The organism is Reichenbachiella sp. MALMAid0571 (genome assembly GCF_040151475.1).
Classification (GTDB): Bacteria; Bacteroidota; Bacteroidia; order Cytophagales; family Cyclobacteriaceae; genus CAXBNB01.
The window spans coordinates 1-15,973 of record NZ_JBDKWG010000126.1 but is presented as its reverse complement, the minus strand read 5'-3'; the positions used below and the strand labels follow the sequence as shown (position 1 = coordinate 15,973).

The 15,973-nt window shown below is 37.5% G+C and carries 13 protein-coding genes; 11 read left to right on the top strand and 2 right to left on the bottom strand.

Annotated features, from left to right (window positions below; translation table 11 throughout):
* Positions 1 to 89 precede the first annotated feature (89 nt).
* A complete protein-coding gene (locus tag AAOP42_RS10880) occupies positions 90 to 2,498 on the top strand; it encodes a bifunctional UDP-N-acetylmuramoyl-tripeptide:D-alanyl-D-alanine ligase/alanine racemase (RefSeq protein WP_349528538.1) in 2,409 nt (802 codons plus the stop codon).
* Between the two features lie 8 nt (positions 2,499 to 2,506).
* Here the strand turns inward: AAOP42_RS10880 and AAOP42_RS10875 are convergent, their stop codons facing one another.
* On the bottom strand, positions 2,507 to 2,659 hold the full coding sequence (locus AAOP42_RS10875) for a hypothetical protein (protein ID WP_349528537.1): 153 nt from the start codon (positions 2,657 to 2,659) through the stop codon (positions 2,507 to 2,509).
* A gap of 41 nt (positions 2,660 to 2,700) precedes the next feature.
* Here AAOP42_RS10875 and AAOP42_RS10870 point away from each other — a divergent pair, with 41 nt between their 5' ends.
* From AAOP42_RS10870 to AAOP42_RS10825, 10 genes are all read left to right on the top strand, one after another.
* Positions 2,701 to 3,195: a PaaI family thioesterase gene (locus AAOP42_RS10870; protein ID WP_349528536.1), complete on the top strand. Its 495-nt coding sequence runs from the start codon at positions 2,701 to 2,703 to the stop codon at positions 3,193 to 3,195.
* A gap of 114 nt (positions 3,196 to 3,309) precedes the next feature.
* The gene (locus AAOP42_RS10865; RefSeq protein ID WP_349528535.1) at positions 3,310 to 3,960 is read left to right on the top strand and encodes an RNA polymerase sigma factor; all 651 of its coding nucleotides are present in this window, start codon (positions 3,310 to 3,312) and stop codon (positions 3,958 to 3,960) included.
* Positions 3,961 to 4,060: 100 nt separating this feature from the next.
* The gene (locus AAOP42_RS10860; protein WP_349528534.1) at positions 4,061 to 5,086 is read left to right on the top strand and encodes a FecR family protein; all 1,026 of its coding nucleotides are present in this window, start codon (positions 4,061 to 4,063) and stop codon (positions 5,084 to 5,086) included.
* Between the two features lie 147 nt (positions 5,087 to 5,233).
* Positions 5,234 to 8,617 (top strand): SusC/RagA family TonB-linked outer membrane protein, encoded by a 3,384-nt coding sequence (locus AAOP42_RS10855; protein ID WP_349528533.1) that lies wholly within the window; start codon positions 5,234 to 5,236, stop codon positions 8,615 to 8,617.
* Between the two features lie 16 nt (positions 8,618 to 8,633).
* On the top strand, positions 8,634 to 10,361 hold the full coding sequence (locus tag AAOP42_RS10850) for a RagB/SusD family nutrient uptake outer membrane protein (RefSeq protein ID WP_349528532.1): 1,728 nt from the start codon (positions 8,634 to 8,636) through the stop codon (positions 10,359 to 10,361).
* 84 nt (positions 10,362 to 10,445) lie between these two features.
* Positions 10,446 to 11,357: a metallophosphoesterase gene (locus AAOP42_RS10845; protein ID WP_349528531.1), complete on the top strand. Its 912-nt coding sequence runs from the start codon at positions 10,446 to 10,448 to the stop codon at positions 11,355 to 11,357.
* 72 nt (positions 11,358 to 11,429) lie between these two features.
* Positions 11,430 to 12,452: a metallophosphoesterase family protein gene (locus tag AAOP42_RS10840; RefSeq protein WP_349528530.1), complete on the top strand. Its 1,023-nt coding sequence runs from the start codon at positions 11,430 to 11,432 to the stop codon at positions 12,450 to 12,452.
* A 114-nt stretch (positions 12,453 to 12,566) separates the two neighbouring features.
* On the top strand, positions 12,567 to 13,700 hold the full coding sequence (locus AAOP42_RS10835; protein ID WP_349528529.1) for an alkaline phosphatase: 1,134 nt from the start codon (positions 12,567 to 12,569) through the stop codon (positions 13,698 to 13,700).
* Positions 13,701 to 13,801: 101 nt separating this feature from the next.
* On the top strand, positions 13,802 to 14,278 hold the full coding sequence (locus tag AAOP42_RS10830) for a hypothetical protein (RefSeq protein ID WP_349528528.1): 477 nt from the start codon (positions 13,802 to 13,804) through the stop codon (positions 14,276 to 14,278).
* Positions 14,211 to 14,690, top strand: a complete 480-nt coding sequence (locus AAOP42_RS10825; RefSeq protein WP_349528527.1) for a hypothetical protein — start codon at positions 14,211 to 14,213, stop codon at positions 14,688 to 14,690. The genes AAOP42_RS10830 and AAOP42_RS10825 overlap by 68 nt, the downstream gene beginning before the upstream one ends.
* On the opposite strand, the gene AAOP42_RS10820 is transcribed toward AAOP42_RS10825, so the two are convergent.
* Positions 14,676 to 15,755: a DNA methyltransferase gene (locus AAOP42_RS10820; protein ID WP_349528526.1), complete on the bottom strand. Its 1,080-nt coding sequence runs from the start codon at positions 15,753 to 15,755 to the stop codon at positions 14,676 to 14,678. The two genes, AAOP42_RS10825 and AAOP42_RS10820, sit on opposite strands and share 15 nt — an antisense overlap.
* Positions 15,756 to 15,973: the final 218 nt, after the last annotated feature.

Below are 15,973 nucleotides of genomic sequence, written 5' to 3'. Positions count from 1 at the left end.
TTTAATATCATACGTTGAAATGATGGAAGTATTTCACCGAATACCTTTATTTGGACTAAAAATCAAGGATTTTAATAACAAAATACCCTATGCTGTTTAGCGAACTAGAAACTATATGTAACGGAGAAGTGTTGCAACAGTCCGGCGATGTAATTTTATCAGAGTTGTGTATTGATACACGGAATGTTTCCATCCAAAAAGGATCTGTTTTTTTTGCTATTCAGGGAAGCAATCATGATGGGCATAAATATGTAGAAGAAGCATACAACCAAGGGGTTCGTTTGTTTGTGGTAGAAAAAGATGTCGCTGAATTAAATGAGGCAAGTGTGCTGAAAGTTGCATCCTCTATAGAAGCACTACAGCGAATCGCATCTTATCACCGAAGTTTGTTTGATTACCCCGTATTGGGGATTACAGGCAGCAATGGCAAAACCATTGTGAAAGAATGGCTTTCCACATTGCTGGGGCAGGCTTATCAGGTTGTAAAAAGCCCAAAGAGTTACAATTCACAAGTGGGTGTGCCACTTTCAGTGTGGCAAATGAGTGCAAACGACAATTTGGGGATATTTGAGGCAGGTATTTCCAAAACAGGTGAGATGGCTAACCTTGAAAAAATAATTAAACCTACCATTGGAATTTTTACCAATATAGGAGAAGCACACAACCAGGGATTTAAATCCAAAGTTGAAAAAGCTGAGGAAAAGGCATTGTTGTTCAAAGGCTGTCAGAAAGTAATCTATTCAAAGTCGGAGAAAATAGTAGAAGATGCTTTACTTCAATATATTGGTGATAAAAGTAAACTTATCGGATGGACAGTTGAGCATCTAGAGCAAAATATGCTGCGTATTTCCTTTGACGGGCATACCGTCAATCTTAGGTTGAAGTTTAAAGAACCTTATTTTATTGAAAATGCGATTCATTGCGCTGTGGTAATGAAGGTACTTGGCTTGGATGAAAATATCATTCAGTCGGGGCTAAACAATCTACCTGCGGTGAAGATGCGTTTGGAGCTTAAGCAGGCAGTTGGCCAGAGTTACCTGATAGACGACACCTACAACAATGATTTGCATGGGATGGAAGTGGCGCTTGATTTCCTGAGCCGACAAAATCAAAAAAGAACCAAATCGGTAATCTTCTCTGATATTTCTCAAACGGGAATTGAGGGGGTAGCTCTTTACAAGAGAGTCAATCAATTGTTCAGGAAAAATCAGGTTTCTAAAGTGATAGGTATTGGTAAAGAGATTGAAAAATACAGGTCAGAAATTGATGTGCCATCAAACTATTTTCCAGACACGGATTCTTTTCTGAAATCCAATCACAAGTTAGCTGATGAGGTAGTGCTTGTGAAAGGAGCCAGAAACTTTGCTTTTGAAAGAATTGTATCTCAACTGGAGAAAAATATTCACAGAACTGTGTTGGAAATCAACCTGGAAAATGTGGTTCATAATCTCAATTATTACCGGTCTAAGTTAAAACCGGGAACTAAAATAATGGCGATGGTGAAGGCTTATGCCTATGGTGGTGGGATTTTTGAAATTGCTAATTTATTACAATACCACAAGATTGATTACCTGGGAGTAGCTTACATAGATGAAGCTGTGGAATTGAGAAAGCATGGAATTTATGTTCCTATCATGATTATGAACCCCACTTCAGATTCATTTAGATTGTTGAAAGAATATAATCTGGAACCTGAAATATACAGCCTTGATTTGCTTCATGAATTCATATCCTATTTTGAAGATACAGATGGTATTCCCAGTATTCACCTTAAGTTGGAATCTGGAATGAACAGATTGGGATTCACAGCCAAGGAATTGACGCAGGTACAACAATTGATTGCCAGAAACAAGCAAATAAAAATAAGAAGTGTTTTCAGCCACCTGGCAGGAAGTGAAAGTCCCCTGCACGATTCTTATTCTGAATCACAGGTGAAACATTTCATCCAAATGGCAGATCAGGTTTGTGAGTCACTTTGGTACAAACCCCTCAGACATATTGTCAACACCGGAGGAATTAGCCGTTTTCCTCAATATCATTTTGATATGGTGAGACTCGGTGTGGGGTTGTATGGGTATGATCCTACAGAGCAGGAGCAACATCAATTGAAAGCCGTAGGTACTTTAAAATCCAATATTTCTCAGATCAAGAAAATAAAAAGGGGGGAAACAGTTGGGTATGGAAGAAAGGGATTGGCAAATAAAGACATGAGTATTGCTACGATACCGATTGGCTATGCAGACGGGTATTTACGGGCTTTTGGAAATGGCAAAGGGTCTATGTTAGTAAGAGGCCAGTTGGTTTTCGTATTTGGAAATGTATGCATGGACATGACCATGCTGGATGTGACCAACGTCGATTGTAAAATCGGGGATGAAGTTATAGTATTTGGAGAAAAACCAAGTGTAAAGGAATTGGCAAATCAAATTGGTACCATTCCGTACGAGATCATGACCAATATAGGGCAAAGAGTGAAACGTGTTTTTCAGAGTGAATAACTGTCGGATTATCCACCACAGCCTAGAAATTTTTTCAGGCCTATGTCGGGTATTCCTATAGTTTCTTCTGGCTGATTTTCCTGATTGTCCGGTTTAGTGGTTTGCTTCGAATCGACTAATTTCTTATTGGTTTTAGTCTTTTTGGATTTCGATTTATTCATTGTTACTTACAAAAAAATGAAAATTTAAGCTTTTAAAGGTAATGAACTCAAACGAAAAAGAATATTTTCAGGATAACATGCCGGGCAATGTTTGCTTTGGATGTGGCAATGACAACCATGAAGGATTACAGATCAAAAGTTTTTGGGATAATGATGAATCGGTATGCATCTGGCAGTCTGAAGAAAAATACCATGGTTGGTCAGATTTACTGAATGGGGGTATTATAGCCACTATAATTGATTGCCATTGCATGGGTACTGCTATGGCTTATGCCTACAGGTTGGAAAGTCGAACTTTGGGCTCAGATCCCGAATACAGGTATGCCACTGGCACGCTTAACGTAAAATACCTGTTGCCAACTTCAAACAATCATCCTGTTGAATTGAGGGCAAAAGTGATAGAAGTCAAAAATCGAAAAACCGTCCTAAAGTGTGACCTGTACAGCCAGGGTAAAAAGACAGCCGAGGCTGATGTTGTGGCCATACGTGTGTATGATGCCAGCCAACAAACAGAAGAGAACAAGTTTAAATCGTAGGAAAAGGGCTTGAGAAAACCGATGATTTTTTTGATGGATTGATCTTTAAAAGAAAATATTGGTAACACTTTCTTAATCAAATAATATAAATCAAGCCAATTTTGATTAGAAAAAATGGCATATCATTGTGGCATAAACGAATGTGTTTTGGTAGTTGAGAAAAAGGAAATACGAAAGTTATTAGACAAGATTGCCAGATTTGACGATCATCAGGCCTTCAAAGAATTATTTGATCGCTATCATTCCTGGCTTTTTACAGTTGCCTACACCATTATCCAATCCAATGAAGATGCAGAGGAGATCATTGAAGATGTTTTTGTGAAGATTTGGGAAATAAGAGATAGATATGATGAAATAAATAATTTTGAGACATATTTATATACAGTCACTAAAAATAGATGTTACGATAAGCATAGAGGAAGAACTAAGCTTCATCAAGTTGAGATAAATGACGATCTAGCAGAGCTTGATTTTATGGAATCTCCTGAAGATACCTATTTGTATCAGGAACTCAATTCTAAAATAATTGAATCTGTCGGAAAGTTGCCGCCAAAATGCAAAGAAGTTTATTTGCTAATCAGAGAGACGGGTAGCTCATATAAGGATGCAGCACAACAGCTCTCTGTTTCACCCAAAACTATCGAAAGCCAAATGAGAATAGCAATTAAGAAAATTGCTTATGATATAGATTTATATCTGAAAGGAAAAGAAAACGAAGATAGAAATAAATTCTTATCCTTTTCAATTTATCTGTTTACGTATTAATAGCCTCGCTTTTTCATAAGAAAATCAATTTTTTTTATCCTTTTTAAGGGTTGCACATTTTTTCTTCGTCCTCTATATGACAGGTTGAAAAGACATAAGTATGGACGAGGATATATACGACATAATAGCCAAGGCTTTATCTGGTGAGAAAAATCCGGATAAATCTAAATTAGATGAATGGTTGAATGAAAATCAGTCGCATAAGACTATTTTTAATTCATTCAGGTTTCATTGGATGCATCATAAAAAACTTCCAATAATATCCAAAGAAAAGGTATATAAGCGTATTAACAATCGAATCAAACATGATGAAATAAAGGTAAAAGATATTAAAAAACCATTCTGGGAGTATTTTGGTCGTATAGCTGCTGTGCTGCTGGTAGCTACAGGCTTGGTTTGGTTGGTTAATAATTATCATCAAACACTAACCAAACACTCTTCTGACATAGTTGAAAAGATAAATCCAAAAGGGCAGAAATCCACCTTTATGTTGAGTGATGGTACTATTATTAAACTAAACTCGGCTAGTTTAATCAAATTTCCTTCTCAATTTGACCGGAATAAGCGCGAAGTAATATTAGAAGGGGAAGCATTTTTTGAAGTGAAGAGGGATGTGGAAAAACCATTTATTGTCCATTCCGGAAATATTGAAACAACTGTATTGGGTACTTCATTTAATATACAGGCAATTCCAGATCACAATGAGATAAAAGTAGCAGTGGTAAGTGGTAAAGTCTCTGTAAAGAGTAAGAATGATACTCTTTATTCAAAAGGACTTCAGGAGATATATCTGGAGCCTAATGAAATAGCTACATACAGCAAAGATCAGCACATAATTAATAAGGACAGGTTCAAACTGGAAGAGATCACTGGATGGAAAGATGGTGTATTAGTACTCAAAAATGCCAATTTGGATCAAATAAAATTAAAGTTGGAAGCCTGGTATGGAGTAAATATTACTTATGCCAATTCTCGAACAGCGGAGGGTGAGATTACTGCAAATTACTACAATGAACCTATTGAAAATGTGTTGGAATCATTGGCCTATACTCTTCGATTTGAATATAGTATGAATGATAAGAATATAGAAATCAGTTTTTTAAACCTAAAAGAAGAGGCAATATGATATATATATAAAGAAAAAAACAGCAATGCTCAAGGAGCACTGCTGATTATTTTTCCTGATTCAATTTCACGTGCGCTAACAATAGAATTGAGTATTCAGGATCAGATTTAATGCAATTATTGAACTACATTAAAAACAAGTAAAGATATGAAATTTAAATTATTACCTATTAATAAAATTATAGTGTATTCTTTGAACACAGTCATAGTTCTTCTCACATTCAGTGGCATACTATTGGCTACAGGGGAGATTAATGCTCAAAAAAATACGAGTGTAAAACAGATACAGATTGATATCAATTTTCAAAATGATAATTTGATAACTGTTTTTGAGAAAATTACACAAGAAACGGGCCTTGAATTTATTTATAATAAGAGGGAATTTAGAAATCAGGTAAAATTCAACAGGAAGTACAAAAACCAATCCTTATACGATGTTCTTATGGATATATCTGAAATGGCAGATGTACAGTTCAGACAAATCAATAGCAATATTAATGTTAAGACCAGACTTAACAGATATTCAAATAAGGGGGCAGTTTTTGTGCAGGAGGATATTGATGTTTCTGGAAAAATCACAGATGAGAACGGTGAAAACCTCCCGGGAGCATCCGTCATCATTAAAGGAACTACAAATGGCACTACTTCGGATGTAGAAGGCAACTATAAACTGAGTGCTCCTGATGATGCCGTTTTGGTCGTATCTTTTGTGGGATACAAAAATGTGGAAGTACAGTTGGGCAATCAAAACGTTATAGATATCCAAATGGAAATTGATGCCGAACGATTAGAAGAAGTTTTGGTCGTAGGGTATGGTACCCAGAAAAGGGTAAATGTAACCGGGGCTGTGGCTACTGTCAACAGTAAAGAACTCACTCAGGTACCGGTAGCTGCCACTTCTCAGGCTTTGGCAGGAAGGTTGCCTGGTCTCATCAGCAAGCAATCAGAGGGGAAGCCAGGTTCTGCTCCCAGTATTAGTATTCGGGGGTTTGGAAGCCCGCTGATCATTGTAGATGGGATTCAGCAAGACAACTACTATAATATTGACCCAAATGAAATAGAATCATTTTCTGTGCTGAAGGATGCAGCTGCTGCGGTTTATGGATCCCGGGCAGGAAATGGTGTTATTCTTATTACTACAAAACGGGGAAAGAACGGACCACCAACTATTAATTTTAGTGCATCTACTTCAGTACAAACACCTACTGTATATCCTGAGTTTGTTGATTCATGGGAATATGCAATAATTCAGAATGAAGCGAATGAATTTGCAGGCCAGGCTCCTGCATACACGGATGAAGAAATTCAAAAGTACAAAGATGGCACTGATCCTGATTATCCGAATGTGGATCATTATAGTGAGGTAATTAAGAAATGGTCAGCACTTAAAATGTATAACCTCAATATGAGTGGAGGAAGTGACAATGTGGATTATTTTTTATCAGCAGGTTACATGTTTCAGGATGGAATTTACAATTCTGACGGGGTGAATATGAAACGATATAATGTTCGTTCAAATGTAGATGTCAGATTGGCAAAAAACCTCTCAGTAGGCCTGGATTTGTCGGCACGTACTACCAACAACCATGATGTACCTTTTAATAGTCAGGCCATTTTTCAAACTATTGGTACTACCACCAACAAGTATCCCGCATCTTATCCGGATCCTACCAAAATACCTTACGTAGGGAGAAGCTCACATAATCCTCAAATAAAGATTAACCCTGATTTGAGTGGTTATGACAATACCAATCGGCAATACCTGACAGGAGCGTTGACTCTGAAATATAACATTCCATTCGTTAAAGGGCTGTCTGTAAAAGCCAGAGGCAATTATGTTGGAGACCGCAGTTACGAAAAAACTTGGACTATTCCTTATTCTACTTACTATTACGATCGTGTAAATGATGATTACGCCGTGGCTTCCACAGGTGGCAATTACAGTTTGTCTGAGGAAAATTCTCGTGAGGAAATGTTGACGTTTCAGGGATTTATAGACTATGAAAAGACATTTTCTGACCATGAGATAAAGGGGCTTCTGGTTAGTGAAATTATAGACACGAGATCTAACTGGTTCAATGGTTATAAAGATGGTTTCATCTCAGGAGCTGTTGATCAGATGTTTGCCGGATCCAGCGAAAACATGAGTACAAATGGAAGTGCATTTGAGGAAAGCAGGATGAGTTATGTAGGTAGGCTCAATTATGTCTATAAATCCAGATACCTGTTGGAAGGTACTTTGCGTTATGATGCCTCATCACGTTTTGCCAGCGACTACAGATGGGCACTGTTTCCAAGTTTGTCTTTGGGATGGCGTCTGTCTGAAGAGCAGTTCATAAGAGATAATTTTTCATTTATCGATAACATGAAGCTCAGACTTTCTTACAGTCATACCGGATATGACCTGAATGCTGGTGCTTATCAGTATTTATCTACTTATAGTTATTCCACACAGTATGTATTTGGAAATACCCCGTATAAGACAATTAAAAACAATGGAATAGAAAATCCATTTATATCATGGGAAGACATTTACACCTATAATTCCGGTTTGGAGGTTGATTTGTGGAATGGTTTGCTTGGTGTCGAATTTGACTGGTTTTACAGGTTGAGAAAAGGGATTTTAGGGAGCAGAACTTCTACTTTGCCTAATACTTTTGGTGCTAGTTTGCCACAAGAAAACATCAATAGTATTGACAATAGAGGGATTGAATTGGTACTGAAGCATAGAAACCGTATCAATGATTTTAATTATTCCATTGATGGCAATATTTCCTGGACAAGATCAAAATATGTCGATTATGCTGAGCAAGAGTATGACGATCCTGATGAGGAACGATTGTACAAAAGAACGGGACAATGGACGAACCGCACTTTTGGGTACAAAACAGACGGTTTTTTTCAGACGCAGGCAGAAATAGATGAGAGTCCTATTGATTATGACCAAAAAGGAAATTCCACATTGCAGCCGGGCATGATCAAATATGTGGATGTCAACGATGATAAAGTCATAAATTGGAGAGATAGAGTAGAGATTGGACGAAATGGTACTCCAGAGATAATGTTTGGTTTAAATCTTAGCTGTGAGTATAAAGGATTTGATTTGAGTATGTTGTGGCAGGGTGCTTCTAATTTCAACCTTGAGTTTAGCCAAAATATGAGAACCCTGACCATTAATAATGTGTGGAATTCTTATAAATTTTTATATGATGGTCGTTGGACTCCTGAAAACCCTAATGCAGATTTTCCAAGAACCACAAATGGCCACAATAGCTATATGAATACAACATCTGACCTCTGGCTAAAATCCGCAAGTTATTTAAGACTAAAAAGTTTTTCTGTTGGATACAGTCTGCCTCAAAAGTTGATTAATAAGATCAGTTTAAATAAAGTCAGAATATACCTGGCAGGATACAATACTTTAACCATAAGTAAACTGGGAAAATTTCCTTTTGACCCGGAAGGAATAGGCCATAGTTGGACTTATCCCTTGTACAAATCTTATTCTGTTGGGTTAAACATTGTATTATAAACTAAAGAACTTGATCATGAAATATTTAAAATATATATCAATAGTAACGTTTGTGCTTGTAATAGCGGCCTGCGAAGATATTTTTGACCGACAGCCTTTGGATAAAATTTCAAGCAGTGCGGTCTGGAGCGATCAGCAACTTATAGATGCCAGTTTGGCCGATTTATATGCCAATACTCCTTTCTTTTATTCAGAAAATTCATTGATGGCAACTCAGCCAGCTTATATGGGGGCAGAAGCTTATGTGCATGATGCATCATCATCATGGATACAGGGAACACTCAATGAAACGGGTGGTGTTTGGGACTATTGGGCGTATGGCCATATTAGAAACCTTAATGACTTTATAGAGAATGTTAGTCAGTCACCAATAGATGAAAATGTACGGGAAGTTCGTTTGGCAGAAGCCAGATTTTTAAGAGCTTTTGTCTATTTCGAAATGGTGAAAAGGTATGGAGGCGTGCCTATAATTACTATTCCACAATCCATAAATGCTCCTGAAGACGAGCTGTATGTACATCGGGATACTGAAAAGGAAGTGTACGATTTTATAGCAAGTGAATGTGATGACATTGCTCAGGTTTTGCCAGAAATAGCAGATGAATACGGAAGAGCAACAAAATACACTGCACTTGCTCTCAAATCTCGTGCGATGTTGTATGCAGCTAGTATTGCAACTTACAGTACACAACAGTTAGACGGTTTGTTGGGATTTCCGGCAGCAGAAGCTACAGCTTATTGGCAGAAATCTTATGATGCATCAAAACTTATTGTTGATTCGGAGCTGTTTGAATTGTACGAGGGAAAGGTTGACAAAGCTGAAAATTTTCAGTACCTTTTTCTGGAAGAAAGAAACAGTGAAGTGATTTTTGCTAAAGTATTTAATGGTAAAGGTCAGGTTGGTCATTCATTCGATTATTACAACTATCCGGGAGGGTTCGAAAAAAATTGGGGAGGTTCAACTGCTGCTTATCTTGAAACAGTTGAAAGCTTTGAATATGTTGATGGCACCAGTGGCAAACTGGATTATAATTTTTTAGAGAACAACCCCATTAGTTTCGATGAGCTGTTTGAAAATAAAGACCCTCGTTTTTTTGCATCTATATTATATCCCGGAGCTACTTTTAAAGATGGGATGATCTATTGCCACGGGGGTACCTATGTTGATGGTGAACTAATTACCACCACTACTTTGATTGGTGAATATAAAGGACTTCCCTGGTACGCAGTGAGCCCGTTTCAGAATCGTACATATGGAAGAGGATTTTCTATCAGAAAGATGATCAATGAACCAGAAGAACAGGCATTGGCAGGGGAATCTGATACGGACTATATTGTATTCAGATATGGTGAAATTTTGCTGAACCTTGCAGAGGCTGCATTTGAATTAGGTAAAACCGATGAAGCAAAGGATTATCTGAATGAAATTAGGGAAAGGGCAGGAATTGCTTTGCTGACTTCCGTTGATAGAGAGAAAATCAGGCAGGAACGCCAAGTAGAACTTACTTTTGAAGGTCATCGCTTCTGGGATCTCAGAAGGTGGAGGATTGCCGAAGAAGAACTTTCTAAAGAGATGCATTCTATTAAAATGAATTTTGACTGGGATAGTAAAACCTATGAAGTGAAAATTGAAAATGCTGATGTGGTGACTCGAGATTTTGAGGCAAGGCATTATTATTTACCCATAACTGTTGGACGTATTTCCAATAATCCTAATTTAGCACCTGATAATACCGGGTATTGACAACTTGAAAATTTGTAAAACAACAAGAGTGAATATTTCACTCTTGTTGTTTATTATTTTACCATAAACTGTTTTAGCGAAAAAATGAATTTCTTCAAATTAAGACTTACCTTATTGCTTATTGGCATATCTATGCAATTGACTTATGGTCAGAAAAAAACAAATCCGTCAGAAAAACTATTTTCATTTGGAGTGTTGGCCGACATTCAATATGCTGATGCAGATAAAAAGGGTAAAAGAGATTACCGAAACTCACTGAGCAAATTAGAAAATTGTATTACAGAGTTCAACAAACATGAACTTTCATTTGTGGTAAGTTTAGGAGATGTTATTGACCGGGACTATGAAAGTTTTGATAAACCATTGGCTATTTTGGACAAATCAAAAGCAAAAATTTATAATATCATAGGCAACCATGAATATGCTATAGATGATCAATTCAAGGGTGAAGTGAAAAAGCGGTTGAACAATAAAAAGGGATATTTTGAATTTGAAGAGGGCAATCTTGTATTTCTTGTTGTGGATGGCACTGATTTAAGCATGCTTGCTTATGCAAAGGACTCTGAGAAATACAGTGAAGGATTGGCGAAATTGGAAGAAGTGAAGAAACAAGGAAGTAATAATGCTTATGACTGGAATGGAGGAATTGGAGAAAAACAATATTCATGGCTGGAGAAAAGGCTTGAAAAGGCAGAATCTCAAAACAAGAAAGTGGTATTGTTTTGCCATTGGCCGTTGTTGCCTGAAAACGGTACTCAGCTTTGGAATAACAAAAAAGTATTGAAACTGATTGAAGGTAATAAATCAGTTGTGGCGTGGGTGTCCGGACACCACCATGCCGGAGGATATGAGAAAGTCAACGGTATCCATCATTTGACTATGAAAGGCATGGTAGAGGCTACCTCAGAAACATCGTGTGGCATTATGGATGTGTATTCTGACAAATTGATGCTGAAAGGTTTTGGTGATCAGCCGGATCAGGTATTGTCATATTAAAATACTATAAATTAAAATTGAAATAGATAAGTTTACCTTCTATAGAGTTTCCAATTTTTATAATACTTTTCAATGAAACGAAGATCATTTGTCCAGAAAGCCACTGCTGCATCTTTAGGACTTGGGCTAACTACTCAATCTCTGAATAGCGAAGCTTCTGTTCGTAAAAAAACAATGCAATTCACTGCAACAGTGGAAGAAAACCGATTGCAATTTTTCTCTGAAGCGATAAGTGAACCCATTAAAATCGTCCACATTGCGGATACACACCTTTTCCGGGATGATGAGCGTGGTTTGCCATACCAGGAATATAGCAACAGGATGTCAAAAGCATACAATCAGACCACCCACTTTCAGACTGGTGCAAGTATCAATCCGGAGATAGCTTTCGAACAGGCGTTGGTACATGCTGAAGAGTCTGAGGCGGATTTGATTACATTGATTGGTGACATTTTTAGTTTTCCGTCAGAGGCTGCCATAGAATGGGTGTTGTCACGGATGGAGAAAATCAACATTCCTTATGTTTATACAGCAGGAAATCACGATTGGCACTATGAAGGCATGGAAGGTACATTGGAGGATTTACGGGATACCTGGATTGAAAAACGTTTGCTGCCGATGTATCAGGGCAACAACCCGCTCATGTATGCCTATGATGTGAAAGGAGTTAGGTTTCTGATCGTTGACAATTCTACTTATCAAATCAATGATGATCAGCTCGCATTTTTTAAAAAGCAAGTAGCCACAGGTTTGCCATTGGTATTGATGGTCCATATTCCCATGTATGCACCGGGAAAGCCGGTTTCATTCGGCTGTGGAAATCCCGATTGGGGAGCTGCCAGTGATGGAAATTATAAAATAGAAAGAAGGATGAGGTGGCCTGAATCAGGGCATACGCCTACTACAATCAATTTTCACAAAGAAGTATTTTCAGCACCAAATCTCATTGGCGTTTTTGCAGGGCATATCCATCGTTTTTCAATGGAAATGATCAAAGGAAAACCTCAAATTGTGACAGATGACAATGCCAGCGGAGGTTATTTGGACATTGATTTTCTGCCGATGGAAACCAAAGATAAGGAACTCATTTTCTGAGTGTTCAAGCAGTAAGGGTGGTGTAACAAAATATTAATACCAAGTAAAACAGGAATGTAACATTTCCAGTAAATTTGAGATGAATAAGCTTTTAAATTTCAACAATATCATATAATGGATTCGAACAAAATAAAATTAATGCTGGCACTTGTTGTTAGTGTATGGATGGCTACTGGTTGCACCACAGAGAATAAAATAGTAGAGGAAAAGGCTCAACAACCTAAAAATATCATTCTCCTTATAGGAGATGGCATGGGACTTTCACAAGTGTCAACTGCTTTCTATTTTCAGGATAAAAAACCTAATTTTCAGAGATTTGAAACAGTGGGTCTGATCAGAACTTCCTCATCTTCACATAGGATCACAGATTCGGCAGCTGGAGCTACAGCGTTTTCAGCTGGCGTTAAAACCTACAATGGAGCCATAGGCGTAGATAAGGACACGGCATCTGTAGCTACCCTTGTAGAAATCGCATCTGAAAAAGGGATGAAAACAGGTTTGATAGCTACTTCTTCTATCACCCATGCCACTCCCGCATCATTTTTTGCACACGAAAAATCTCGTGGCATGCAAGACGAAATAGCAGCGTGGATGCCTGAATCAGGTGTAGATTACTTTGCTGGTGGGGGCTTAAAGTATTTCGCAGATAGAAAAGACGGAAAAGATTACATAGAAAAATTGACTCAAAATGGCTTTGAAATGGATACCATTGGTGATGGACTGGATAAGGCATTGGACAAAAACAAAAAATATGGTTTTTTGCTGGCCAAAGATGGGTTGCCTAAAATGATCGATGGCAGGGGAGATTTTTTAGCCAAATCAACAGCACAGGCACTGGAATATCTGTCAGGTACAGAAGAAGGTTTTTTTCTGATGGTAGAAGGGTCTCAGATTGATTGGGGTGGACACGCCAATGATGGAGAGTATCTGGTAGGTGAAGTACTGGATTTTGACCAGACACTTGGAGTAGCATTGGACTATGCAGAGAAGCATGGGAACACGCTAGTGGTGGTAACGGCAGATCATGAAACCGGTGGGGCAACTTTGGCATCAGGTAAAATAACTGACGATAAGGGTGTCGAAAAAACAAGTTACAATAAAATATCGCTTTCATTTTCTACAGGAGGCCATTCAGCTACTCTTATTCCTGTTTTTGCTCATGGAGTAAACAGTGCACAGTTTACCGGGATTTACGAAAACACAGAAATCTTTGATAAGCTGTTGCCTTATGTGAAGAAGGGTGAATGATCAGCTATGAAGATTATGTATTGTTAGGCATAAAGCCTTTTTATTTGGAACGATTGGCTTTCCAATTTGCAAAACCTTAGATTAGCGAAAAAAAAGAAAAAATGGCACTTGACGCAGATTTACAAGAAAAGAAAAACAGCCTTTCTGAGTTTGTGATTCTAACCAAGAGTATCTTGAACTATCTGCCAGCTGTATTAACTAACCAGAAAGATAAAGGGGATTACAGAATTTATCTTAATGAACAAGCTGGTGTCCGAAAATTCATCAGACCAATCAATCTCAATTTTTTCATTCACGACTCTAGCGATTTTGAGATCAAGTATCAGGCATTTTTAGCCATTCTGTTACGCATAAAAAATGGTGAAAGAGATTTCTTTAATGATGAGTTACTGATCATAGACCAAACCCTCTATACTATTCAACAATCAATCGGTGCTGGATTAGATTTATTAGTCAATCCAAATAGTGCCAGAAAACATGTGGGAAACCGCTTCGAGGAATTGGTTAAATGTGTTTTCACAGAAATTGGTGTTTCGAACAAAAAAAACGGTATTACAAATTCCTTACGAAACAGATGAAGGACAAAAGGTATATAAATGCGAAAATGATCTCATTCTTTCACCTTTCGACAAGGTCAGATCGACTTCAAAATCGTTAGATAAAAAAGAAATTGTTGTTTCTGTTAAAACCACTTCAAAAGATAGGATGGGCAAAATGTTTATAGACAAAATACTACTTGAACGTTTTGTCAAACATGATCAAAAGGTAATAGGAATTTTTCTTAACGATGTTCAGAGAAAGGAAGAGGACAATATCAGCTTCACATTGGTGTCAGGTCTTTTTATGGTCTATAGTAACTTTTTGACCGAATTGGAAGGTGTTTATTATCTGGATCCTCCACCCAACGCAAAAAAGGAACCATACAATAAGTATATGAAATCCTTTTCAAATTTGATCACTCAGGATGTTTGGAGATTACTCGCCTCTTAATTTCTTCCTTCTTTTTTGTGACTCTCTTGTATCAACCTCACTTCTAATTCTGTTTATGTGATCCTGGTCAGAAAGTCTTTCTGAGATAATATCACAATACGAAGCTTCTTTTTCAATTCCAATCCACTTTCTCTCATAAGCCTCTGCAACGGCAAACGTTGAACCCGAACCACCAAAAGGATCTAAAACAAGATCCCCCTTATCAGTTGAGGATAGAATAGCTTTCCTCAATAACTCGACTGGTTTTTGTGTTTCGTGTTCATAACGCTCCCATGATCCATTTGATATAGTTGGAATTTCGAGAACGTCCTTGGTTTTTGCACCTAATGGATGTGGTTCCCAAATGTATTTTTTACCATTTTTCTTCCCTTTAGAATATTGAGAAGATTCTGCCTGAGGTCGAACAGGATATTTCAAGGTGTGTTTATTATAAGGGATTCTAACCTCATCAATTCTAAATTTGAACTCTTTCGACTTTCTTAAATGCAGAATACTTTCATGAGACCTACCCCAGTCATTTCCTAAATTCGCTTTATTGCGATAGAACCATACGAGCCATTTACATCCTTTAAACAAGTGTGCTGATGCCCACTTAATATCAGCCAAAATCTCAGAAAAACCACAAATATAAAGCGAACCGGTACTTTTTAGAATTCTGCTTGACTCTGTTATCCATTTTAAGCTCCATTCTACATATTCCTTTTGGGAAGAAAAAGAATCCCATTCAGCTTTTTTAATATTGTAAGGTGGGTCTGCAAATATGAGATCAACAGAGGCTGGTTCTAAGGTTTGCAAAAAATCTAAAGAATCAGTATTGTAAAGCTTGCCAAGCTTAGTTTCAAAATATGATTCATACTTGTTAGCTGTAGCATCCTTTTTACGGTAGGTAATTTCCATTTGCATTTCTTCAACAAGGGAAAGAACCTGATCCTCACTGTAGACTCTATAATTATTTATAGGATGCCTGGAACTTTTGAACTTACCTGACTTATCCCAGCGTCTAAGCGTTTCAGAGTTAACGTTTAACTTCTCAGCAGCTTCACTAACAGATAGATATTTTGACATAGCTAAAGATTACGCAACCTTATACAACATTATGCAATAATATTAATAAAAACAAGAAAAATAAAAAAGTACAATGACTAATAACTAAGCATTCGTGCGGCCGATAGGCCAAGCATGAATGTAGTGTTGAACGAACCGTAGTTGGTATTTGGCAGATAGTCTTATGGGTTTTTCGGTCTGTGGATTTGGTTGACCTGTAGATTTAAGTAGGTCTTTGA